Source organism: Streptomyces sp. CB00316 (assembly GCF_001905595.1).
Taxonomy (GTDB): domain Bacteria; phylum Actinomycetota; class Actinomycetes; order Streptomycetales; family Streptomycetaceae; genus Streptomyces.
The window spans coordinates 1-22,851 of record NZ_LIXI01000006.1 but is presented as its reverse complement, the minus strand read 5'-3'; the positions used below and the strand labels follow the sequence as shown (position 1 = coordinate 22,851).

Annotated in this window: 18 protein-coding genes; 13 read left to right on the top strand and 5 right to left on the bottom strand. The window is 71.8% G+C overall.

Annotated elements, in window-relative coordinates; translation table 11 throughout:
* Positions 1–48 precede the first annotated feature (48 nt).
* Positions 49–1,038, top strand: a complete 990-nt coding sequence (locus AMK21_RS18345) for a DNA-3-methyladenine glycosylase family protein (RefSeq protein WP_073879249.1) — start codon at positions 49–51, stop codon at positions 1,036–1,038.
* Positions 1,039–1,166: 128 nt separating this feature from the next.
* On the opposite strand, the gene AMK21_RS18340 is transcribed toward AMK21_RS18345, so the two are convergent.
* Genes AMK21_RS18340 through AMK21_RS18330 form a run of 3 tightly spaced genes read right to left on the bottom strand, consistent with a single transcriptional unit; the run spans position 1,167 to position 3,968 of the window.
* On the bottom strand, positions 1,167–2,501 hold the full coding sequence (locus AMK21_RS18340) for a coenzyme F420-0:L-glutamate ligase (RefSeq protein WP_107429944.1): 1,335 nt from the start codon (positions 2,499–2,501) through the stop codon (positions 1,167–1,169).
* Positions 2,498–3,454: a 2-phospho-L-lactate transferase gene (cofD, locus tag AMK21_RS18335; protein WP_073879245.1), complete on the bottom strand. Its 957-nt coding sequence runs from the start codon at positions 3,452–3,454 to the stop codon at positions 2,498–2,500. The genes AMK21_RS18340 and cofD overlap by 4 nt, the downstream gene beginning before the upstream one ends.
* A gap of 13 nt (positions 3,455–3,467) precedes the next feature.
* Positions 3,468–3,968 carry a cysteine dioxygenase gene (locus AMK21_RS18330; protein WP_073879243.1) on the bottom strand — a complete coding sequence of 167 codons (501 nt, stop codon included), beginning with the start codon at positions 3,966–3,968 and terminating at the stop codon, positions 3,468–3,470.
* Between the two features lie 685 nt (positions 3,969–4,653).
* Between AMK21_RS18330 and AMK21_RS18325 the strand changes: the two genes are divergently transcribed.
* From AMK21_RS18325 to AMK21_RS18315, 3 genes are all read left to right on the top strand, one after another.
* Positions 4,654–4,917 carry a WhiB family transcriptional regulator gene (locus AMK21_RS18325; RefSeq protein WP_014046372.1) on the top strand — a complete coding sequence of 88 codons (264 nt, stop codon included), beginning with the start codon at positions 4,654–4,656 and terminating at the stop codon, positions 4,915–4,917.
* A gap of 357 nt (positions 4,918–5,274) precedes the next feature.
* Positions 5,275–9,180 (top strand): glycosyltransferase family 2 protein, encoded by a 3,906-nt coding sequence (locus AMK21_RS18320; protein ID WP_073879241.1) that lies wholly within the window; start codon positions 5,275–5,277, stop codon positions 9,178–9,180.
* The gene (locus AMK21_RS18315) at positions 9,177–10,724 is read left to right on the top strand and encodes a DUF5719 family protein (RefSeq protein WP_073879233.1); all 1,548 of its coding nucleotides are present in this window, start codon (positions 9,177–9,179) and stop codon (positions 10,722–10,724) included. Before AMK21_RS18320 ends, AMK21_RS18315 begins: the two co-directional genes overlap by 4 nt.
* 47 nt (positions 10,725–10,771) lie before the next feature.
* Here the strand turns inward: AMK21_RS18315 and AMK21_RS18310 are convergent, their stop codons facing one another.
* Positions 10,772–11,131, bottom strand: a complete 360-nt coding sequence (locus AMK21_RS18310; RefSeq protein WP_026242119.1) for a metallopeptidase family protein — start codon at positions 11,129–11,131, stop codon at positions 10,772–10,774.
* Between the two features lie 451 nt (positions 11,132–11,582).
* Between AMK21_RS18310 and AMK21_RS18305 the strand changes: the two genes are divergently transcribed.
* From AMK21_RS18305 to AMK21_RS18270, 8 genes are all read left to right on the top strand, one after another.
* Positions 11,583–11,960 carry a DUF3499 domain-containing protein gene (locus tag AMK21_RS18305; protein ID WP_032753657.1) on the top strand — a complete coding sequence of 126 codons (378 nt, stop codon included), beginning with the start codon at positions 11,583–11,585 and terminating at the stop codon, positions 11,958–11,960.
* A 67-nt stretch (positions 11,961–12,027) separates the two neighbouring features.
* Entirely contained in the window at positions 12,028–13,395 is a 1,368-nt protein-coding gene (locus AMK21_RS18300) for a phosphomannomutase/phosphoglucomutase (protein ID WP_073879231.1), read from the top strand.
* Positions 13,396–13,705: 310 nt separating this feature from the next.
* Entirely contained in the window at positions 13,706–13,888 is a 183-nt protein-coding gene (locus AMK21_RS18295; protein WP_015608932.1) for a Trm112 family protein, read from the top strand.
* Positions 13,889–14,030: 142 nt separating this feature from the next.
* On the top strand, positions 14,031–15,164 hold the full coding sequence (locus AMK21_RS18290; protein WP_073879228.1) for an SIS domain-containing protein: 1,134 nt from the start codon (positions 14,031–14,033) through the stop codon (positions 15,162–15,164).
* A 141-nt stretch (positions 15,165–15,305) separates the two neighbouring features.
* Complete coding sequence (gene manA / locus AMK21_RS18285; RefSeq protein ID WP_073879226.1) at positions 15,306–16,502, top strand: mannose-6-phosphate isomerase, class I; 1,197 nt, start codon at positions 15,306–15,308, stop codon at positions 16,500–16,502.
* Between the two features lie 97 nt (positions 16,503–16,599).
* Positions 16,600–17,598: a cation diffusion facilitator family transporter gene (locus AMK21_RS18280; RefSeq protein WP_073879224.1), complete on the top strand. Its 999-nt coding sequence runs from the start codon at positions 16,600–16,602 to the stop codon at positions 17,596–17,598.
* A 274-nt stretch (positions 17,599–17,872) separates the two neighbouring features.
* Positions 17,873–19,330 (top strand): adenosylhomocysteinase, encoded by a 1,458-nt coding sequence (ahcY, locus tag AMK21_RS18275; protein WP_073879222.1) that lies wholly within the window; start codon positions 17,873–17,875, stop codon positions 19,328–19,330.
* 214 nt (positions 19,331–19,544) lie between these two features.
* The gene (locus AMK21_RS18270) at positions 19,545–20,174 is read left to right on the top strand and encodes a hypothetical protein (protein ID WP_073879219.1); all 630 of its coding nucleotides are present in this window, start codon (positions 19,545–19,547) and stop codon (positions 20,172–20,174) included.
* Here AMK21_RS18270 and AMK21_RS18265 read toward each other — a convergent pair.
* The gene (locus AMK21_RS18265; protein ID WP_073879865.1) at positions 20,171–21,094 is read right to left on the bottom strand and encodes an RDD family protein; all 924 of its coding nucleotides are present in this window, start codon (positions 21,092–21,094) and stop codon (positions 20,171–20,173) included. The two genes, AMK21_RS18270 and AMK21_RS18265, sit on opposite strands and share 4 nt — an antisense overlap.
* A gap of 120 nt (positions 21,095–21,214) precedes the next feature.
* On the opposite strand from AMK21_RS18265, the gene AMK21_RS18260 reads away from it, so the two are divergent.
* Positions 21,215–22,222 carry a stage II sporulation protein M gene (locus AMK21_RS18260; RefSeq protein WP_073879217.1) on the top strand — a complete coding sequence of 336 codons (1,008 nt, stop codon included), beginning with the start codon at positions 21,215–21,217 and terminating at the stop codon, positions 22,220–22,222.
* The last annotated feature ends 629 nt before the right edge of the window (positions 22,223–22,851 follow it).

Below are 22,851 nucleotides of genomic sequence, written 5' to 3'. Positions count from 1 at the left end.
ACCCTCAAGAGAACACATTCAGCACCAGGAACCCCCGAGGCCCCACCCGTGGCAGGACGATTCGCCCCGCGCACCGCACGCCCGGCACTGCCGCACCAGGCAGCGCCGACGGCGCGGGGTGATGAGGCGTCCCTGACCCGGGAATGGACCCCGCCGGGCCCGCTGGACCTGCGTCTGGTGCTGAGCCCGCTGCGCAGGGGACCGGCCGACCCCACGTTCCGGATGGCGGCGGACGGCACGTTCTGGCGGGCCACCCGGACGCCGGAGGGCCCCGGCACCCTGCGGGTGGCGGCGTGCGGGGACCGGGTCGGGGCGCAGGCCTGGGGCCCGGGCGCGGAGTGGCTGCTGGCCTGTCTCCCCACGCTCCTGGGCGCCGATGACGACCCGGACGCCTTCACCCCGCACCACCGCCTGCTCGCGGTGGCCCGGCACCGCCGCCCCGGCCTGCGGCTGCTCCGCACGGGCCTGGTGATGGAGTCGCTGATCCCCTCGATCCTGGAACAGAAGGTCACCACGGACGAGGCGTACCGCGCCTGGCGCCTCCTGGTCCGCCGCTACGGCACGCCCGCCCCCGGCCCCACGGCCGAACTGGGTCTCCACGTCATGCCGGACGCGCGCACCTGGGCGATGATCCCGTCCTGGGAGTGGCACAAGGCAGGCGTCGACACCAAGCGCTCCTCCACGATCATGCGAGCGGTACGGGTGGCCCGCAGGCTGGAGGAGGCGTCGACGATGCCCCTGGCCGAGGCCACGGCCCGCCTGGAACTGATCCCCGGCATCGGCCCCTGGACCTCCGCCGAAACCCTCCAGCGCTCCAACGGCGCCCCGGACGCGGTGACGGTGGGCGACTACCACCTCCCCGGCATCGTGGGCCACGCCCTGGCGGACAACCGCCACGCGGACGACGAGGAGATGCTGACCCTGCTGACCCCGTACGAGGGCCAACGCCACCGGGCGACGCGCCTGATACTGCTGTCGGGCCGGATCCCGGAGCGCAGGGGCCCGAGGATGACCCCGGGAAACATCGCAGCGCTGTAGGCCTGATCAGCCTCTCCGGCGCTTGAGGAGCGGGGCCAGGGGCAGAGCCCGGGTCTCGGGAAGGGGCGGGTAGGGGACAAGCCCCGCGCAGCGGCCCACCGCCCCCGCCAACGACCGCCCCACCCCACTCACCGCACGGTGAGAAAGTCCTCCGCATCCCGAACGGCCCGCTCCCGGGCCACTCCCACCGCATGACCCACAGCCACCGCCCCCAACGGATCCCACGACGCCGGCAACGACAGCACCTCCCGCACCACCGACCGGCAGAACATCGTCGAGGACACCCACGCCGACCCCAACCGCTCACCGGCCAGCGCCACCAGGAAGTTCTGCACTCCCGCCCCCGCCGCGACCACGAACATCTCGCGCTCCGCCGTGTCCCGCCGCTCGTCCCCGTACGTATGGGAGCCGTCCATCACCAGACACGGCACCGCCAGATACGGCGCGTTGCGCAGCACATCCCCGCGCCGCACCCGCTTCGCGATCGACTCCTCGCTCTTGCCGTCGCGCCGCAGATCCGCGATCCACGCGTCCCGCATCGCGTCCAGCAGCCGCGTCCGCGACTCGGCGGACTCCAGCAGCACGAACCGCCACGGCGTCGTGTGATGAGGCGCGGGGGCGGTCACCGCCGCCGCCACCGCCCGCCGCACGGCCCCAGGGTCCACCGGATCATCGCTGAACTCGCGCACCGTACGCCGCAGGGTCACCGCTTCCCGTACGGCCTCCGACGTCCCGAGCCGGAACATGTCGTCGGCCGCACCCCGCACCAGCGCCCGCGCACCGGAGCCGTCCACGGAGTCGGGCGCCACCACATGCGGCAGCCCCCGCACCACCGCCACCGGCAGCCCCGCAGCCTTGCCCTTGACCAGGTCCCCGGCAGCCGCCAGCTCGTCCGCCGTCGCCACGACCGTGGCGCTGAGCGGATTGCCGTACGCGTCCGTCCCGCCACGCAGATCGTCCAGCACCCGCACCCCCGCAGCCCCGATCGCGACATCGGTCAGCCCGTTGCGCCAGGGCCGTCCGAAGGTGTCCGTGACGACGACACCGGTCTCGACGCCAAGGGTGTCCCGCAGCCCGTCGCGGATGGCCCGGGCGGAGGCGTCGGGGTCCTCGGGCAGCAGGAGCACGGTCCCGGCCGGAGTGTTGGAGGCGTCGACCCCGGCGGCGGCCATGACGAGACCCTGCCGGTTCTCCACGATCCGCAGGGGACCGCGCCGCGCCACGACCCGTACGGTCTCGGCGTCGATGGCGGCCTCACGGTCGGCGGCCTGGACGATCCGGCCCTCGGCCTTGGAGACGATCTTCGAGGTGACGAGCAGGACGTCACCGTCGACGAGCCCCGGCTCGGCCCCGGCGATCAGCTTGGCGAGATCGTCACCGGCACGCACCTCGGGAATCCCGTTCACGGCCCACACACGAAAGGAAGGCGTGGAGCCCCCACCATCTTCGGTCGAAACACTCACACCCTCACCTCCCCGGCCAGCTCCAGCGCCTGCCGGGCCATCTCCGCCGTCGCGTCCACGTCCGTCATCATCAGCGGCACCGCCCGGCACCGGATGCCCGCCGCCTCGACCTCGCCGACCGCACCCGCGTCCACCGTGTCGACCAGCCACCCGTCCAGCAGCCCCGACCCGTAGTGCTGGGCCACGGCGGCCGCCGTCGACTCGACGCCCACGGCCGCGAGCACCTTGTCCGCCATACCCCGCACAGGCGCGTCGCCGACGATGGGGGAGAGGCCGACGACCGGCACCCCGGCCTCGGCGATCGCCTCCCGGATCCCGGGCACGGCGAGGATGGTGCCGATGGAGACCACGGGGTTCGACGGCGGGAAGAGGATGACATCGGCGGCGCCGATGGCCTCCAGCACGCCCGGCGCCGGCTTCGCCTGCTCCGCCCCGACCGGCACGATCGCCTGCGCCTCGACGGAGGCGCGCAGCTTCACCCAGTACTCCTGGAAGTGGATGGCCTTGCTCTCGCCGTCCGTCTCGACGGCGACATGCGTCTCGACCCGGTCGTCCGACATGGGCAGCAGCCGCACCCCCGGCTGCCAGCGGGCGCAGAGCGCCTCGGTGACCGCGCTGAGCGGATAGCCCGCGCCGAGCATCTGCGTACGGACGATGTGGGTGGCGAAGTCGCGGTCACCGAGACCGAACCACCCGGGCCCGACCCCGTACGCCGCGAGCTCCTCCTTGACCTGGAAGGTCTCGTCGGTCCGCCCCCAGCCCTGCTCCTCGTTGATGCCACCGCCGAGGGTGTACATCACGGTGTCGAGGTCGGGGCAGACCTTCAGCCCGAACAGATGGATGTCATCACCCGTGTTGCCGATGACCGTGATGTCCGCGTCGGGCGCGGCCTGCTTGAGGCCACGCAGAAAACGAGCACCACCGATACCGCCGGCCAGAACAACAATGCGCATGCACAGCAGTTTGTCAGGCGGGTACGACATCCACGGCCGTCGGGGCGCATTGCGCGGCGTGCATCGGCATCTCGGTCAGACCCGGGTAGTAGATGTGCAGGCTGACGGCCGGTCCGAGCGAGTCGTTGACCACTTCGTGGACGTATCCGGGGGCGAAGGCGCGCTGCGCCCCGGCGCCGATCGACCGGCTGCCGCGCTCGGTGTGCTCGGTCAACTCGCCTTCGAGGACCGTCAGTACACCGGCGGAGCGGCCGTGGTCGTGGCGCCCGCTGCCCTGTCCGGGCACCCAGCTGAGCAGCCACACCTCGTAGCCGGGGCCTGTCTGGAGGCGGTGGTACCAGCGGGTGGTGGTGTCGTACCGGACGAGTCCGGCCCAGCGCGTGCGGTCGGCCGCGATGGAGCGGGCGAGGCCGACGAACTCGGAGACGGTGGAGGGATGCTCGCGGGCGGGCTGGAGGAGGTGCTGGACCTCGAGGATGTCGCCGGCGATCTGAAGGTCGCTGTCGCTGTTCATGGGGTGCGGTGGTTCCTCGGCATGGGGAGTGCGCGTGCGGGGGAGTCGCGTGGGGCGTCGGCGGCCGCGAGATAGAGAGTCACGGGGAAGCCGGAAAGGCGGGGGAAGGCTGGATCAGAGCTGGAGCACTACGGCATCAACAGCTGTGACAGCTGGAACAGCAACAGCGAGCCTGGACAGCGCTACGGAACCCACGGACGTGGGTGACGTGCATCGCTGCGATCGCTGACATGAGATCAAGGAGACCGGCTGAATCGCTCTCTGTCAACCCGATGGCCGATATGGGGGCAATGTTTCACCTCTTCCGGTTGTCGCGCGAGGAGAAAGGTTTGTTCGCCGCCACGGGCGGAGACATGGCGCATCACCCGTGCCTCTAAACGTGGCCGAGGGGCTGTGATCCGACTGTGATCTTGATCGCTACAGTGATCGAATCGCAACGTAAGGACACCCCTGATCGTCTTGACCGAGGGAAGACGTGATGGAGTGACACCAGTGGCATATGTCAGTTTTTTGGTGATTTGAACACTTTCCGCATACGCTTGGTTCCGCAGAGTGAATCCCTGGGCCATTAGCAGATCCTCGCTTGACTGGCTTGGAGATACACACTTGTAATTTCACTCGTGTCGTTCGGCCGCAATCAGTAACGGCCGCATCACGGGACGCAAGAGACAGACGAGGGGCGCACATGACCGAGCTGTTCCAGCAACTGCTGGTCGAGGACGCGGACGAGGAACTCGGCTGGCAGGAGCGCGCACTGTGCGCCCAGACCGATCCCGAGTCCTTCTTTCCCGAAAAGGGCGGATCCACCCGCGAGGCCAAGAAGGTCTGTCTCGCCTGTGAGGTGCGGTCGGAGTGCCTTGAGTACGCGCTGGCCAACGACGAACGCTTCGGCATCTGGGGCGGGCTTTCCGAACGTGAACGACGGCGCCTCAAGAAGGCAGCGATCTAGGCACCTCTCAAGGAGGCTGCGATCCAGGCACCTCTCACGGGACCGCGATCCAGGCGCCTCATCGCTCACGCCGCGCCGCCCGGCCCCGGCAGCCCTTTCCCGAGCAGGGCTCCCTGAGGACCACGCCCCGACGGCCCGCCACCCACCACTCCCTCCCCGGGGAGCGGGCGACGGGCCGTCGGCATGTACAAGACCCCGAGCACCGGGGGCGTTCACCCGCTCCGGGCCACCCCCACGGATCCGTACCGTTAGTGTGGGGCCCCGTCCGAGATGCGCCAACGCCCCGCCGGGGCGCGCGTGTACACCGATGCAGCCCCCGGGGACGCCCCCGGACCCGGCCGGAGGGCCCGTACCTCGATGTCCGTGCACAGCCACTCGGCGGCGCCGAACGCGGCCGCCGCCGCCCCAGAGTTCCCCCGGCACGTCGTCACCGCCGTGCTCGTCTCCCACGACGGCGCGCGCTGGCTGCCCGACGTGCTGGCCGGGCTGCTGGGGCAGGAACGCCCCGTACAGAACGCCGTCGCCGCCGACACCGGCAGCGCCGACGACTCCGCCCGGCTGGTCGCGGAGGCGCTCGGCGGCGACCGCGTCCTGCACCTCGCCCGCCGTACGAGCTTCGGCACGGCCGTCGACGAGGCGGTCCGCACCGCCGGGGCGCCGACCCCCGACGACCTGCCCTACCTCAAGCGCCCCGGCGGCTGGGACCCGGTCACCCGGGCCTGGGTCGACGAGAACTACGACCTGCCGGAGCTGCCGCACGGCGAGCCGGTCCAGTGGCTCTGGCTGCTCCACGACGACTGCGCACCCGAGCCGGACGCGCTCGCCGAGATGCTGCGCGTCGTCGACACCGACAAGCACGCCACCATCGTCGGGCCGAAGCTCCGCGGCTGGTACGACCGCAAGCAGCTCCTCGAGGTCGGCGTCTCCATCGCCAACAGCGGCCGCCGCTGGACCGGGCTGGACCGCCGCGAACAGGACCAGGGCCAGCACGACCAGGTCCGCACCGTCCTCTCCGTCTCCTCCGCCGGCATGCTCATCCGCCGCGACGTCTACGAGGAGCTCGGCGGCTTCGACCGCAACCTCCCGCTGATGCGCGACGACGTGGACCTGTGCTGGCGCGCCCACCTCGCCGGCCACCGGGTCCTCGTCGCCCCGGACGCCGTCCTGCGCCACGCCGAGGCATCCGCCCGCGAGCGCCGCCCCATCGACTGCGCCGGCCGCTCGGTCGCCGGCCCGCACCGCGTCGACAAGGCGGGCGCCGCCTACACGATGCTCGTCAACGCGCGCGGCAAGGCCCTGCCCTGGGTCCTGCTCCGGCTCGTCGTCGGCACCCTCCTGCGTACCCTCGCCTACCTCGTCGGCAAGGTCCCGGGCCAGGCACTCGACGAGGTCACCGGCCTCCTCGGCACCCTCCTGCGGCCCGGCCGCATCCTCGCCGCCCGCCGCGACCGCGGAAAGGGCGTGGTCGACGCGACCGAACTGCGCGCCCTCTTCCCGCCGCCGGGCGCCACCGTCCGCGCCACCGTCGAACAGGTCGCCGGCAACTTCGGCACCAAGGGCGAGGCCGAGTCGAGCGGTTCGCGGCACGGAGCCGTCGAGTCCGGCCCCGGCGGCGACGACGCCGACTTCCTGGAGGTCGACCAGTTCGCGCGGCTCAAGAGAATCGGCCGCAAGCCCGGCCCGGTCCTCTTCGCCCTGCTGCTCGCGGTCTCCCTCATCGCCTGCCGCAACCTGCTCACCGGCGGCTCCCTCGCCGGCGGCGCCCTGCTGCCCGCCCCCGCGGAGGCCGGCGAGCTCTGGAGCCGGTACGCGGACGCCTGGCACACGATCTCCACCGGCTCCACCGAGACCGCCCCGCCCTACCTCGCGCTCCTCGCCGCCCTGTCGGCCCTCTTCCTCGGCTCCACCGGCTTCGCCGTCGCCGTCCTGCTGGTCTGCTCGGTCCCCCTGGCGGGGCTCACCGCGTACTTCGCCTCCCGGCCGCTGCTCCCCTCGCGGCTGCTGCGGGCCTGGGCGAGCGTCGCGTACGCCTTCCTGCCCGCCGCGACCGGCGCCCTGGCCACCGGCCGCCTCGGCACCGCCGCCCTGCTCGTGCTACTCCCGCTGATCGCCCGCGCGGCCGTCGCCGCCCACGGGTTCCGCGACGGCACCGACCCGGACGCGCCGCGCGGCAGCTGGCGCGCGACCTGGGCGTACGCCCTGCTCCTCACGATCACGACCGCGTTCACCCCGATCGTCTGGCCGCTCGCCGTGATCCTCGGCCTCGGCGTGCTGGCGCTGCGCCGCCGCGACATCACGGCGTACGGGCTCCGCTTCCTGGCCGCCGTGGGCACCCCGATGCTGGCGCTGGCCCCCTGGTCGCTCACGCTCCTCACCGACCCGTCCGCGTTCCTGCGCGAAGCGGGCCTGGACATCGGTACGGGGACGGCTTCGGCGCTCGACCTGCTCGGAATCAGCCCCGGCGGCCCCAAAGCGGCGGGCGGCGTCCTGCTGCTCGGCATCGTGCTGGCGGCGCTCGCCGCCCTGCTGCGCGGCGAGCGGCAGTTCGCCGTCCGGGCCGCCTGGGCCACCGCGCTCACCGGCCTGTTCTTCGCGGCGCTCGCCAACGGCTCGACATGGGCCGGACCCGCCACGCTCGTCTACGGCGCCGCCCTGATCGCCGCCGCGCTCGTCGGCGCGGACGGCGCCCGGGTCCGGGTCGCCGAGCAGAGCTTCGGCTGGCGCCAGCCCGTCGCGGTCCTGATCGCCCTGGCCGCCGGGCTCGCCCCGGCCCTGGCCGCCTTCGGCTGGATGATCGGCGGCGCCGACGGCCCCCTGGAGCGCCGCGACCCCGTCCAGGTGCCCGCGTTCGTGGCCGAGGAGAGCTCGACCCGCGACCAGGCGCGCACCCTCGTCCTCGGCGGGAGCTCGCCCGAGTCCGTCTCGTACAGCCTGGTCCGCGGCTCCGGCGCCCGCCTCGGCGACGGCGAGCTGACCGAGGCGGCGGGCAGCAACAGCCACCTGGACAAGGTCGTCGCCAACCTGGTCGCGGGCTCCGGCGCCGACCAGGGCGGCCAGCTCGGCAACTTCGCCATCCGGTACGTCCTCGTACGCGACGGAGCACCGCGCCAGATGAGCCGCGTCCTCGACACGACCCCCGGCCTCAGCCGCCTCAGCCAGCTCGACGGCAGCGCCCTGTGGCGGGTGGACCGCCAGGTCGCCCGCGTGATGGTGGTCCCGGCCGGCGGTGAGGGCGAGCGCATCCCGGTCGGCTCCGGCCCCGTTGAGGCGCACTCCGAGATCCCGGCGGGCGACGAGGGCCGCATCCTGCGGATCGCCGACGAGGCCGCGCCCGGCTGGCAGGCCACGGTCGACGGCCGGGCGCTGACCCGCGTGACCGTCGACGGCTGGGCCCAGGGCTTCGAACTGCCCCCGGGCGGCGGCCGCCTCGACCTCACCTACGACGCCCCCTTCACCCACACCGTCTGGCTCTGGGCCCAGGGCGCGCTCGCCGTGGTCCTGGTGGTCATGGCCCTGCCGGGCCGCCGCCGGGAGATCGACGACGACCTGCCCGAGGAGGCGCCCGCGGTCGCCGCCGCCGACGCGGACGGCGACGGCCGCCGGGCCCGCAGGCTCCGCGCGGCGGCCGAGGCGGCCGGGGCGGCCGGGGACGGCTATCCGGCGGACGGCACGGGCGAGAACCCGCCCCCGCCGCCCCCGCAGTCGGCACCGGCAGAGACAGCCGGTGCGGGGGAGTACATCCCCGACCAGCAGAGCGCCGACCTGTACGCCGAGAGCAGCGGCTACGACCAGCAGGACACCACCGCCGGCTACGCGGCGCTCCCGCAGCAGAGTTACGGGGGGTGGGACGGCGGCCAGTACCAGGGCGCCGACCAGCAGGCCACCACCTCCTACCAGCAGGGCGACCACGCCGCGTACCAGCAGGACCCGTACACCCAGCAGGACCCGTACACCCAGCAGGACACCGGCTACTCCGCGGGCTCCGGCTACCAGGACCCGTACGGACAGCAGCAACAGCCGCCGCGGCAGCAGTACGACGGCGAGCAGGGCGACGGCGGCGGCCAGTACGGCAACTCCGACCAGTACGGCAGCTCCGACCAGAACGCCCAGTACGCCCCGTACGACCAGTACGGGCAGTACACCGGGGAGCAGCCCCCGTACGCCGATCCCGCCCAGCACCCCGCCCAGAACGGCGAGGAACCCGACACCCCGGGCCAGGCCCCCTGGCAGACCCGTAACGCATCGCGAGGCGAGTCCGAGTGAAGTCCACCCACCTGTCCCTCATCGCGGGCACCGTCGCCCTGGCCGCCATCACCGGCTTCGCCTCGCTCAACGTGCCCGAGGGCCCGGCCGCCGAGGAGACCGCGACCGCCTCCTCGCTGCCGGTCGAACGCTCCAGCCTGGTCTGCCCGGCGCCGAGCACCTCCGACCTCGCGGAGACGAGGTACACCTCGTTCACCCCGCCCGGACAGGAGACGGGCAAGGGCCAGGACGAGGACGCGAAGGACACCGCCGAGCTGAAGCCGGCCCTGCCGGTCCTCGACGACGAGGCCGAGACGGACCCCGAGAAGGCCGAGGAGGCGGCGAAGAAGGCACGGGCGAAGGCCGACAGGCCGGTCCTCGCCGTGAAGGAGCCCGGAAGGCCGGTCCTCGCCGAGGCGAACGGTTCCGACGCCCCGGCCCTCGTCGGCACGGCCACCGGCACGCTCGCCCCCGGCTGGGCCGCCCAGCAGACCACCAAGGTCACCGCAGGCGGCGCGCGGGGCCTCCTCGGGGTCAGCTGCACCGCCCCGGACACCGACTTCTGGTTCCCCGGCGCGAGCACCGCGCGCTCCCGCCAGGACTATCTCCACCTCACGAACCCCGACGCCGGCGCGGCCGTGGCCGACATCCAGCTCTTCGGCGCCAAGGGCGCGGTCACCTCCGAGGTCGGCGACGGCATCACCGTGCCCGCCCGCTCCAGCGTCGCGCTCCTGCTCTCCACCCTCACCGACGAGTCCGTCAACGACCTGACGGCCCACGTCACCACCCGCTCCGGCCGGGTCGGAGCGGTCCTCCTGTCCGCCGACGACGGCTCGGGCACCGACTGGCTCACGGCGGCAGCCGACCCCTCCGGCACGCTGGTGATGCCCGGCATCCCGGCCGACGCCACCTCCGTACAGCTGGTGGCGTTCGCGCCCGGCGAGAACGACGCGGATGTGAAGGTCCAGCTGATGGGGAAGAACACGACGTTCGCCCCGGCGGGGAACGACACCCTCCACATCAAGTCCGGGATGACCGCGACGGTCGACCTGAAGGACATCACCCGGGGCGAACCGGGCTCCCTGCGCCTCACCCCCGTGGAGAAGAACCGGGCGACCCCGATCGTCGCCGCCCTCCAGGTGGTCCGGGGCACCGGCGCCAAGCAGGAGTACGCCTACATCCCGGCCACCGGCCCGGTGGGCGCCCGCGCGAGCGTCACCGACAACCGGGCCGAGGGCTCCACGCTCTCCCTGGCCGCACCCGGTGCGACGGCCACGGTGAAGGTGACCACCTCGGCGGGGAGCGAGGGCGGCGAAGCGGCCGTCGAGACCTACACGGTCAAGGCCGGTACGACGATGTCCGTCACCCCGAAGCCCCCGGCCGGGTTCAAGGGCGCGTACGCGCTGACCGTCGAGACGGTGTCGGGCGGCCCGGTCCACGCGTCACGGGCACTGGTCCTCCCGGAGGACGGCGTCCAGATGTTCACGGTGCAGACGCTGCCGGACGACGGCGGCACGGTGGTGGTGCCGTCGGCGCGGCAGGACCTGTCGGTCCTGGACGACTGAGGGGTACGGCAGGCACGGGAAAAAGGGGCCCGTGCCCGGGTCCGGGCTCAGTCCTGCCCGTACCGCGGATCGACCGACTCCGGGGCCAGTCCCAGCAGCTCGGCGACCTGCTCGACGACGACCTCGTGGACCAGGAGGGAGCGTTCGTCGCGGCTCTTGGTGCGGATCTCGATGGGCCGCCGGTAGACGACGATCTGCGCGGGCCGTCCCTTGGCCGCCGATACGGCGCTGCCGAGCGGAACGCTGTCCTCCAGATCGCTGGGCACGTCCAGGACGACGAAGTCGACCTCGGCCAGCTGGGGCCAGCGCCGCTCCAGACGCTCCACCGAGTCCTGGACCAGATCCCGGAAGACCTCGCCCCGGCTGGCCGACAGCGGCACCTGGGGCGGTGCGACCGGACCCCGCATACCGCGGCCATGACGGTCGCGGCGCCGGGGCCGCGGCTCGAACGGGTGGGGGGAAGGTACGGAGCTGTCCATCACCGACGCAGCGTAACGCTCCCCGGGACGGCCCGATCGTGCCGAGGACGCGGCGCCGCGACCGTTTCCCCCGGCCGCCCGCCGACCGGAACATTGCGGCTGTCCACCCCGATGTGGGCCTCCTGTCCACGGTTGAACATTCAGGCCAAGGTTGAGCCCATTTCAGGCCCCTGATCCGATCATCGACAGTGAGCGGAACGCTGCCATCCGAACCGGCGCGCACCTTCCGCACCACCCGTCCCGCACCACACCCCCGCCGCGACGCAGGTCAGGAGGGCTGCTGGAGTCGGGGTGTGTCGAGGACCACAGGACGACACGGCGGGGTGAGCCGGGGGAGAGTCGTCGCAGCCCGCTCAAGAGTGCGGTACCGTCCAACATCGTGAGCCCTGTACGTCGCTGTTCGCGCACCGCGTGCGGCCGCCCTGCCGTCGCGACACTGACGTACGTCTATGCCGACTCGACTGCGGTCCTCGGCCCGCTCGCCACCTACGCCGAGCCCCACTGCTACGACCTCTGTGCCGAGCACAGTGAGCGGCTGACCGCGCCACGCGGCTGGGAGGTGGTGCGCCTCTCCGACGGCTCCGCCCCCGCGCATCCCAGCGGTGACGACCTCGAAGCCCTGGCCAACGCGGTACGGGAAGCGGCCCGTCCGCACGACCGCGGGCCGGACGGCGGAGGCCGGGGCCCCCGAGCCGCCGACCCGGTGGAAGTCGCCCGCCGAGGCCACCTGAGAGTGCTGCGCTCCCCGGACTCCTGAGGCCACCTCCTGGGGTATCGCCCGGCCGGGTAGGTTGGACCCTCCGTAAACACCAGGAGGACCGGCCGTGGTTGCTGATCTGTCGCAGCTCGTGAAGGCGTACGACGTACGTGGCGTGGTGCCCGACCAGTGGGACGAGTCGCTGGCCGAGCTGTTCGGAGCCGCGTTCGTCCAGGTCACGGCAGCCGACGCGATCGTGATCGGCCACGACATGCGCCCCACGTCCCCGGCCCTGTCCGGCGCCTTCGCCAGGGGCGCGGCGGCCCGGGGCGCGGACGTCACGCTCATCGGCCTCTGCTCGACGGACCAGCTGTACTACGCGTCGGGGGCGCTGGACCTCCCGGGCGCGATGTTCACGGCCTCGCACAACCCCGCGCAGTACAACGGCATCAAGATGTGCCGGGCGGGAGCGGCGCCGGTCGGCCAGGACACGGGCCTGAAGGAGATCCGTACGCTGGTGGAGGAGTGGTCGGAAGGCGCCCCCCAGCCCCCCGCGTCCCCCACCCCCGGCACGATCACGGAACGCGACACCCTCACGGATTACGCCGCCCACCTCCTGGGGCTGGTCGACCTCACGTCCATCCGCCCCCTGAAGGTCGTGGTCGACGCGGGCAACGGCATGGGAGGCCACACGGTCCCCACGGTCTTCCAGGGCCTGCCCCTCGACCTGATCCCCCTCTACTTCGACCTCGACGGCACCTTCCCCAACCACGAGGCCAACCCCCTTGACCCGAAGAACATCGTCGACCTCCAGGCCCGCGTCCTCGCCGAGGGCGCCGACCTCGGCCTCGCCTTCGACGGCGACGCGGACCGCTGCTTCGTCGTCGACGAGCGGGGCGCCGGAGTCTCTCCCTCCGCGATCACGGCCCTGGTCGCCGCCCGCGAACTGGCCCGCAACGGCGGCAAGGGCACGGTCATCCACAACCTGATCACCTCCTGGTCCGTCCCCGAGGTGGTCCGCGAGAACGGCGGCACCCCGGTCCGCACCCGGGTCGGGCACTCCTTCATCAAGACGGAGATGGCCGAGCACGGCGCGATCTTCGGCGGCGAACACTCGGCCCACTACTACTTCCGCGACTTCTGGAACGCCGACACGGGCATGCTGGCGGCCCTCCACGTCCTGGCCGCCCTGGGTAGCCAGGCCGGCCCCCTCTCGGAACTCGTCGCCGCCTACGACCGCTACGCAGGCTCCGGCGAGATCAACTCCACGGTCGCCGACCAGACAGCCAGCCTGACCGCCATCAGGTCCGCCTACAGCACCCGCGACGACATCACGTTCGACGACCTGGACGGCCTGACGGTCACATCCACGGACTGGTGGTTCAACCTCCGCGCCTCGAACACGGAACCCCTGCTGCGCCTGAACGTGGAGGCGAGGGACGAGCCGACGATGACGGCGGTACGGGACGAGGTGCTGGCCTTGATCCGCGCCTGAGGGCTTCGCCGTTTCAGCCCGCCAGGGCGACCATCTCAGCCCGTCCCGGCCGATCATCTCAGCCTGTCCGGCGCTTGAGGAAAAGATGGGCCCGGGGCGCAGCCCCGCTTTCGGGAAGGGGCGGTTAGGGGAACAGCCCGCCGCAGGCGCCCCACCCCGCAGCCGCACCTCCCGGCCCCCACCCCAGCCCACCGCCCCATCCCCGGTGCCCCCACCCCCGGCCGGGCCGCGCCCCCGTCCCCCCGGCGGTAGGCTGACGACGCCTGATCCACGTGAATCAGAAATCGCACCGCTCGAAGGGACCCACCCCATGCCGCTCGAAGCCGGCCTCCTGGAGATCCTGGCCTGCCCGGCCTGCCACTCCCCGCTCGACGACCGCACCGCGGCCGACAGCCCGGAGCTGGTCTGCACCGGCGCCGACTGCGGCCTGGCCTACCCGGTCCGGGACGGTATCCCGGTCCTGCTCGTCGACGAGGCCCGCCGCCCCGCCTGACAGCGAGCGAAGCGCGTACGGGAACCCGCGCGGCACGCCGGCCCGGACGGACAGGGACGCACCTCGAACAGGGCCCCCACCCCCGCACCCCGCCACCGCACCCGCATCCCGCACCCCACCCGGTGATCGGAGGCCCACCGCCATGCTCGACGAGTCCTTGCTCGACGCCCCGGAAGCCCTGGCCAGGGCCGACCGCCGCGACCTGCTCCGCGGCGCAGCCGAGGCAGGCGCCCGGGTCCGCACCGCCGCCCGGCACGCCGCCGAGGCCGGCATCGGCGGCCTGAACCCCGAAGGCCGCCCCCGTGCCGTCCTCGTCGCCGGCCCCGGCACCGCCGCATCCGGCGTCGCCGATCTGATCGGCGCACTCGCGGGCGCGGCCGCCCCGGTGGCCCGGATCCACCCCACAGGCGTCGCCCCCGCCCCCGGCGCCCTGCGCTGGGCCCTGCCCGGCTGGGCCGGCTCCGTGGACCTCCTCCTCATCGCGACCGCCGACGGCTCGGAGCCGGGCCTCGCCCTCCTCGCCGAACAGGCGTACCGCCGCGGCTGCACCGTGGTCGCCGTCGCCCCCACCCGCTCCCCGCTGCGCGAAGCGGTGGACGGCGTGCACGGCCTGGTCGTACCGATGGCGGCCGCCCCGCACGGCGAGTACGACGCGGAGGTCTCGGCCGCCGGACCCGGCACCCTGTGGGCGCTGCTCACCCCGCTGCTGGCCCTCCTCGACCGGGTGGGCCTCGTGACCGCCCCCGCCGAGGAGCTGCAGAAGGTCGCCGACCGCCTGGACCGCACCGCGGAACGCTGCGGCCCGGCCATCGCCACGTACAGCAACCCGGCCAAGACGCTCGCCGCCGAGCTCGCGGACAGCCTGCCGCTGCTGTGGACGGAGGGCGAGGCGGCGGGCCCGGTCGGCCGCCGCTTCGCCGCCGTGCTGTCCGAGCTCGCGGGCCGCCCCGCCCTCGCCGCGGAACTCCCCGAGGCGCTGCCCTCGCACGGCACCCTGCTCGCGGGGGACTTCGCGGCCGGCGCGGACCCGGACGACTTCTTCCGGGACCGGGTGGACGAGGGGGAGACCCTCAGAGCCAGGGTCGTCCTGCTGAGGGACCGCCCCACGGGCGGCCTCAGCGCCTACCCGGCGGCCCGGGAACTGGCGCTCGGCCACGACACACCGCTCAGCGAACTGGAACCGGACGAGGGCAGCGAACTGGAGACCCTGGCCGAACTGCTCGCGATCACGGACTTCGCAGCGGTGTACCTCTCGCTGGCCTCAACGCCCACCTGACAAGGGCGCAGCACAGCCCCACCAGACCACACCGCACAGCCCCACCGCACCAGCACTGCACCACCACACCACTTCCGCGCCCCACCACCGCGTACCGCCCTCCCCCTGCTCCCCGCCCCGCACGACCCCGAGGACGACTCCATGGACCGGCTGTCCAACACCGTGCGCCCCTACGCCTGGGGCTCCACCACGGCCATCCCCGCCCTGCTCGGCATCGCCCCCACCGGCGAACCGCAGGCAGAGATGTGGATGGGCGCCCACCCAGGGGCCCCTTCCCGGATAGCCCGCCCCAAGAGCGCCACCGAGAGCGCCGACGCCACCACCCCGGCGGAACGCCCCCTCACCGACGTCATCGCCGCCGACCCCGAAGGGGAACTGGGCGCGGCCACCGTCGCCAGGTTCGGCCCCCGCCTCCCCTTCCTCCTCAAGCTGCTCGCGGCCGCCTCCCCCCTCTCCCTCCAGGTCCACCCCGACCTGGACCAGGCCCGCAAGGGATACGCGGACGAGGAAGCCCAGGGCGTCCCGATCGACGCCCCCCACCGCACGTACAAGGACGCGAACCACAAGCCCGAACTCATCTGCGCCCTCACCGCCTTCGACGGCCTCTGCGGCTTCCGCAGGCCCACCGAGGCGGCGGACGCGATGGAGGTCCTCGGCGTCGACTCCCTGAAGCCGTACGTGGACCTCCTGCGCGCCCACCCCGAGGAGGCCGCCCTCCGCGAGGTGCTCACGGCGATCCTCGGCGCCGACCCGGCGGAGATGGCCGACACCGTCGCCGAGGCGGCGGCCGCCTGCGAACGCCTCGGCGGCGCCCACGCCCCGTACGCCCGCATCGCCCACAACTACCCCGGCGACCCCGGCGTCCTCGCGGCGATGCTGCTGAACTACGTCCAACTCCAGCCCGGCGAGGCCCTGTTCCTCGGCGCCGGCGTCCCGCACGCCTATCTCGACGGCCTCGGCGTCGAGATCATGGCCAACTCGGACAACGTGCTGCGCTGCGGCCTCACCCCCAAGCACATCGACGTCCCCGAACTCCTGCGCATCGTCCGCTTCGAGGCCACTGAACCCGGCGTGCTGCGCCCCGAGGCGTCACCCTCCGGTGAGGAGCGGTACGAGACCCCCGTCGACGAGTTCGCCCTGTCCCGCTACACCCTCGCGTCCGGGGCCGCCCCCGCCGAACTGACCGCCCCCACCCCCCAGATCCTGCTCTGCACGGCGGGCACCGTCCGGGTGGGCGAGATCGACCTGACCCCCGGGCAGTCCGTCTACGTTCCGGCCGCCGAAGCGGTGGAAGCCACGGGACCGGGCACACTTTTCCGTGCCACGGTGGCGGGCTGAGCGGCCCGGAACAACATCCCTCCCCTGTGGCTGCAACAATGTGCCGCCGCAGCGCGGCACCACCTGCCGCACACCGAGGAAGGGACACCACGCACTCATGAGCGCGTCCGGCGGAACCAAGGCGATCGTGGCGGCACTGGTCGCCAACCTCTCGATCGCCGTGGCCAAATTCGTAGCGTTCCTCTTCAGTGGGTCCTCGTCGATGCTCGCGGAGAGCGTCCACTCGCTCGCCGACTCGGGCAACCAGGGCCTTCTGCTGCTCGGCGGCAAGAAGGCCAAACGCGAGGCCACTCCGCAGCACCCGTTCGGCTACGGGCGCGAACGCTACATCTACGCGTTCCTCGTCTCCATCGTCCTCTTCTCGGTCGGTGGCATGTTCGCGATCTACGAGGGCTACGAGAAGATCAAGGACCCGCACGAGATCACGGCCTGGTACTGGCCGGTCGGGGTCCTGATCTTCGCGATCATCGCCGAGATCTTCTCCTTCCGTATGGCGATCAAGGAGTCCAACCAGACGCGCGGCGACCGCTCCTGGACCGAGTTCGTCCGCCACTCCAAGGCCCCGGAACTCCCGGTGGTCCTCCTGGAGGACCTCGGCGCCCTCGTCGGCCTGATCCTCGCTCTCGGAGGCGTCGGCCTGGCACTCGCCACCGGCAACGGCGTCTGGGACGGCATCGGCACCCTCTGCATCGGCATCCTGCTGATCGTCATCGCGATCATCCTGGCCGTCGAGACGAAGTCCCTCCTGCTCGGTGAGTCCGCCGGCCTCGAAGAGGTCGAGAAGATCAAGGCGGCCCTGGTGGACGGCGACACCGTCACCGGCATCATCCACATGCGCACCCTGCACCTCGGCCCCGAGGAACTGCTGGTCGCCGCCAAGGTCGCGGTCCAGCACGACGACACCGCGGTCGAGATCGCCAACGCGATCAACGCCGCCGAGAACCGGATCCGCGATGCCGTCCCGATCGCGCGGGTCATCTACCTGGAGCCGGACATCTTCAACGCGGAGGCCGCCGCGGCCGGCACCAACCCCGGCAAGACACCTGGCGCCCCGGCCCCGCAGGACCCGGGCGCCCCGAAGGATCTCGGCCACTGACCCACCGCACACCGGCCCCGATCGGCCCGGTAACCCCTCACACACGCCCGGCTCCACGGACGGGCTGGGGGTCACTGGGCCGATCGGTGTAGATTCGGATACGGAACAGACGTCGCTGCTGATGGCGGTCGACCGGTCCGCGGACGCGAGCCGGGCGAGGGACAGAGGGCCTCCGACGGACTGCACTGCGAACGCGCTCGGGCATTCGTGTGTCCGTCGCCGCAGAGTCAGCCCAGACAGCCCACCTCGACCCATCACGAGGAGCAGCCCCGTTATGACGACGGTCACCAACCGCCAGGACTTCAAGGTCGCCGACCTTTCTCTCGCCGCCTTCGGCCGCAAGGAGATCACTCTCGCCGAGCACGAGATGCCCGGCCTGATGTCGATCCGCAAGGAGTTCGCCGCCGCCCAGCCGCTGGCCGGCGCCCGGATCACCGGCTCGCTGCACATGACCGTGCAGACCGCAGTGCTCATCGAGACCCTCGTCGCCCTGGGCGCCGACGTCCGCTGGGCCTCCTGCAACATCTTCTCCACCCAGGACCACGCCGCCGCGGCCATCGCCGTCGGCCCGAACGGCACCCCGGAGGCCCCCGCGGGCGTCCCGGTCTTCGCCTGGAAGGGCGAGACGCTGGAGGAGTACTGGTGGTGCACGGAGCAGGCGCTGACCTGGCCGAACACCCCCACCGGCGGCCCCAACATGATCCTGGACGACGGTGGCGACGCCACCCTCCTCGTCCACAAGGGCGTCGAGTTCGAGAAGGCCGGCGCGGCCCCGGCCCCGTCGACGGCGGACAGCGAGGAGTACGCCCACATCCTCACCCTGCTGAACCGCACCCTCGGTGAGGCCCCGCAGAAGTGGACCCAGCTGGCGTCCGAGATCCGCGGTGTGACGGAGGAGACCACCACCGGTGTCCACCGCCTCTACGAGATGCACCGTGACGGAACCCTCCTGTTCCCCGCGATCAATGTGAACGACGCGGTCACCAAGTCGAAGTTCGACAACAAGTACGGCTGCCGCCACTCCCTGATCGACGGCATCAACCGCGCCACCGACGTCCTGATCGGCGGCAAGACCGCCGTCGTCTGCGGCTACGGTGACGTGGGCAAGGGCTGCGCGGAGTCCCTCCGTGGCCAGGGCGCCCGCGTGATCATCACGGAGATCGACCCGATCTGCGCGCTGCAGGCGGCGATGGACGGCTACCAGGTCGCCACCCTCGACGACGTGGTGGAGCAGGCCGACATCTTCATCACCACGACGGGCAACAAGGACATCATCATGGCCTCGGACATGGCCAAGATGAAGCACCAGGCGATCGTCGGGAACATCGGCCACTTCGACAACGAGATCGACATGGCCGGCCTGGCCGCCATCGACGGCATCGTCAAGGACGAGGTCAAGCCGCAGGTGCACACCTGGAAGTTCCCCGACGGCAAGGTCCTCATCGTGCTCTCCGAGGGCCGCCTGCTGAACCTCGGCAACGCGACCGGCCACCCGTCCTTCGTGATGTCGAACTCCTTCGCCGACCAGACCCTGGCGCAGATCGAGCTCTTCACGAAGCCCGAGGAGTACCCGACCGACGTCTACGTGCTGCCCAAGCACCTGGACGAGAAGGTCGCCCGACTCCACCTCGACGCCCTCGGCGTCAAGCTGACGACGCTCCGCCCCGAGCAGGCGGCGTACATCGGCGTCGAGGTCGACGGCCCGTACAAGCCCGACCACTACCGCTACTGATCTGACACCGTCGGCGGCCGGGAGGCCTCGACCATCCCCTCCCGGCCGCCGCACGGCACCGGCCCTCAACAGCACCACGCACCACCTAGCAGGCAGCAGCGGCCGGTGGCCGGCAGCTGACGAGACAGGCCCCCGCACCCCCGTGTCGGGGGCTTGTCCCGTCAACGCCCCCTGGTTACCGCCCCCGCACAGCCCGAGGAACCCGAAGGAACCCATGCCCCGCGGCAGGTATTCGCTCCACGATCTTCACGATCACACCCCCCTCGGCGAAGAACACTTCCACTGCGCCCCCGGCCCCTCCGGCTGGCGCTACGTCTCCCAGACCACGTCCCCCTCGGGCGACCACCTGGGCTCCGTCGACCTGGCCCTTGACCAACTCGGCCGGCCGATCCGTCTCGAACTCCACTCCGCGAGCTGGCAGGTACGGGGAGCCGCCCTGGAAGGCGTCACCTGGGTCCGTACCGACCCGACCGGCACCGACGCCACCGAAGGCAACGTCCGTGCCCACGCCTTCTCCGGAACATCCCCCGCGTTCCTCATCGCCCTGACCCGACTTCTGCGCCTCACCTCCGATTCCCCCGAGACCCGCGTCCGCGTGGTCACCTTCACGGACCCGGTCCTCGCGCCGCGTACCAGCGACCAGTCCTGGGCTCTGGTGAACAGTGAAGCGCACGCCACTGACAACGACCCTCTGATCGTGGACGAATACCAGGTCAGCGCCCTGGACACCGGTGATCGGCATACCCTTCACGTGGCCGGGGACGTCGTCCTCGCGGCACCGGGCATCGAGCTGGAACACCTGGAGACACCCCCGTCCCCGGGCCCTACCCAGCCCGCCGGCTAACCGGGCGGAGCGAACCCCGCCGAGGAGCCTGCCGACCCCTTCTGCTCCTCCGCGCCAGGACCAGCAGCACCGGCAGAGGTGCCCGACCCGACGGACCCGGCAGGCGCAACAGGCCCGGCAGGCCCTGCCGCCCCGCCCGCAGGCACCGGTCCGGCGGAGGACGCACCCCGCGCCCCCGAGAAGACCCGCCGGGCATCACGCGCCTGCCGCTCATGCACCACCGCGGCCAGGAACGCGGCAGCAGGGATCCCCTGCGGCGTAGCGATCCCCGTCCGCGCCACCAACTCGTCGGCCAACCGCCCAGCCATCGACCGGCCGACGCCGGGATCCAGCTGGTGCATCCGCGTGAGGTACTGCCTGATCGCGAGCCAGAGCTCGTCCGGCACGGCTGACAGATCCAGTTGCGAGAACCGGCCGACCAGCCACGGCGGAGGCGGCGGCACGGCGACCGACCGCTTGACCGTCACACGCTCCCGGATGACCAGTGTCCCGGCGAAGACATCACCGAGCCGGCGCCCGCGTGCCGACACCAGCGACGCGATCGAGGCCACGACCCCGAACGTCATCAGGATCTCCACGGCCCCCATCGCCCCCCGCACGAGCGCGTGCCGGAACCGGATCGGCCCGCCGTCGTCCCGCACCACGCGCAGCCCGCAGGCCAGCTTCCCGAGAGAACGGCCGTGGCTCAGCGTCTCCACCGCGATCGGCCCCCCGATCAGCACCAGCAGGAACAAGGCGACCCCGATGGCCGCGACGGCGGCTTCGTCCAAGGTGACGGAGGCGATCCCCACCACGACCGAGACCAGCATGAAGACGCAGAAGACCACCGCCAGATCGATCGCAGCGGCCAGAGCCCGGCTCGGCAGCCTCGCCGGCCTCAGCTCCAGGACAACGGCGTCCCCGGTCACCAACTCGCTCATCGCGCCCCCACTCTTCCCGACCTTCGCTGCCCCGGCCGGCCCCAGTCTGCCAAGCTGACCCGCAGCGCGCCGCAGTAGTACGGCCCCCGTACGCACCCATGCCTGGAGCAACAGCCGCCCATGGACCTCGACGTCTTCGTCACCGCCCACCGCACGGAGTGGGACCGCCTCGACCACCTCCTGCGCCGAGGGCGCCGTCTGACGGGCGCGGAGGCGGACGAGCTCGTCGTCCTCTACCAGCGCACGGCCACCCATCTCTCCCTGATCCGGTCGACCACCCCCGACCCGCTGCTCACCACCCGCCTCACCCAGCTCGTGTCCCGCGCCCGGGCGACGGTCACGGGCACGCGCAAGGCTTCCTGGCGCGACGCGGCCCGCTTCCTCACCACGGGATTCCCGGCGGCGGTCTACCGCTCGCGCCACTGGTGGGTCCCCACCGCCGTCCTGTCCACGCTGATGGCGGCCCTCCTGGGCTGGTGGATCGGTACGCACCCCGAGGTCCAGGCCGCTATAGCGGCCCCGGACGACCTCCGGGCCATGACCCGCCCCGGAGGGGAGTACGAGACCTACTACTCCAGCCACCCGGCGGCCTCGTTCGCCGCGCAGGTATGGACGAACAACGCCCAGGCCGCTGCGATGTGCCTGGTCCTGGGCGCGTTCCTCTGCATACCGGTGGTCTGGATCCTCTTCCTCAACATGCTCAACCTCGGCGTCGGCATCGGCCTGATGTCCTCCGCGGGCCGTCTGGACGTCTTCCTCGGCCTGGTACTCCCGCACGGCCTCCTCGAACTGACCGCGGTGTTCGTGGCCGCCGGTACGGGGCTCCGCCTCGGCTGGACGGTGATCGACCCCGGCCCCCTCTCACGCCGAACCGCCCTCGCCCAGCAGGGACGCGCCGCGCTGGGCATGGCCATCGGCCTGGCCCTGGTGCTGTTCGTCTCCGGCCTGATCGAAGGCTTCGTGACCCCCTCAGGCCTTCCGACTTGGGCCCGGATCACCATCGGCATCGCCGCTGAGCTGGCCTTTCTCGGGTACGTCTACATCCTGGGCCGCCGTGCGGTGCGAGCCGGCGACACCGGCGACCTCACAGCGGTCGAACGCAGCGCCGAGCTTCCCTCGGCCGCCTGACCACCGGTGTGCGTTCGCCCCCGCTGAGCTGCTAGTCTCCTCTTCGCTCACAAAACCGTTGACACGGGAGATGTGGGGAGGTAGATTTAAACGGTTGCCTCGGACTGGACAAGTTCGAGTGAAGCGCATATTGTCTATCTCGCTCGTGCCGGGAAGTTCACAGTGTCCCGCAGAGTCACCGATTCCCTTTATTTCGAATCACGGGCTGTTCATTCAGCCGACGCGCTTCTGATAAAGTCGGATCCGCCGAAAGGCAAGGCCACTCCGCAGGCCAACCAGAAATAGAATTCGGACCGGAAACGGAACGAAAAAAAGTCTGGTAAAGTCGGAACCGCCGGAAAGGGAAAGCGCGAAAGCGAAGAACCTCGAAAGCACCCCGCTTCGACCGGGAATCGGACACATAAGAGTCTGATAGAGTCGGAAACGCAAGAACGAAGGGAAGCGCCCGGAGGGCCCCGGTGAAACGGGACCGAAGGAAGCGTCCGTTCCTTGAGAACTCAACAGCGTGCCAAAAGTCAACGCCAGATATGTTGATACCCCGGCCTGCTTCGGCAGGTTGGTGGTTCCTTTGAAAAGTCCTGCTCCGGACCGCTTCGGCGGTATTCGGGCAGGCAATTACACAGCGAGGA

What these genes read in the sequence shown, in the direction of transcription:
- cofD (WP_073879245.1), bottom strand. Translation starts at nt 3,454, where the DNA reads ATGCGCATTGTTGTTCTGGCCGGCGGTATCGGTGGTGCTCGTTTTCTG.
- AMK21_RS18330 (WP_073879243.1), bottom strand. Translation starts at nt 3,968, where the DNA reads ATGAACAGCGACAGCGACCTTCAGATCGCCGGCGACATCCTCGAGGTC.
- AMK21_RS18325 (WP_014046372.1), top strand. Translation starts at nt 4,654, where the DNA reads ATGACCGAGCTGTTCCAGCAACTGCTGGTCGAGGACGCGGACGAGGAA.
- AMK21_RS18320 (WP_073879241.1), top strand. Translation starts at nt 5,275, where the DNA reads ATGTCCGTGCACAGCCACTCGGCGGCGCCGAACGCGGCCGCCGCCGCC.
- AMK21_RS18310 (WP_026242119.1), bottom strand. Translation starts at nt 11,131, where the DNA reads ATGCGGGGTCCGGTCGCACCGCCCCAGGTGCCGCTGTCGGCCAGCCGG.
- AMK21_RS18295 (WP_015608932.1), top strand. Translation starts at nt 13,706, where the DNA reads ATGCCGCTCGAAGCCGGCCTCCTGGAGATCCTGGCCTGCCCGGCCTGC.
- AMK21_RS18290 (WP_073879228.1), top strand. Translation starts at nt 14,031, where the DNA reads ATGCTCGACGAGTCCTTGCTCGACGCCCCGGAAGCCCTGGCCAGGGCC.
- manA (WP_073879226.1), top strand. Translation starts at nt 15,306, where the DNA reads ATGGACCGGCTGTCCAACACCGTGCGCCCCTACGCCTGGGGCTCCACC.
- AMK21_RS18280 (WP_073879224.1), top strand. Translation starts at nt 16,600, where the DNA reads ATGAGCGCGTCCGGCGGAACCAAGGCGATCGTGGCGGCACTGGTCGCC.
- ahcY (WP_073879222.1), top strand. Translation starts at nt 17,873, where the DNA reads ATGACGACGGTCACCAACCGCCAGGACTTCAAGGTCGCCGACCTTTCT.
- AMK21_RS18270 (WP_073879219.1), top strand. Translation starts at nt 19,545, where the DNA reads ATGCCCCGCGGCAGGTATTCGCTCCACGATCTTCACGATCACACCCCC.
- AMK21_RS18265 (WP_073879865.1), bottom strand. Translation starts at nt 21,094, where the DNA reads ATGAGCGAGTTGGTGACCGGGGACGCCGTTGTCCTGGAGCTGAGGCCG.
- AMK21_RS18260 (WP_073879217.1), top strand. Translation starts at nt 21,215, where the DNA reads ATGGACCTCGACGTCTTCGTCACCGCCCACCGCACGGAGTGGGACCGC.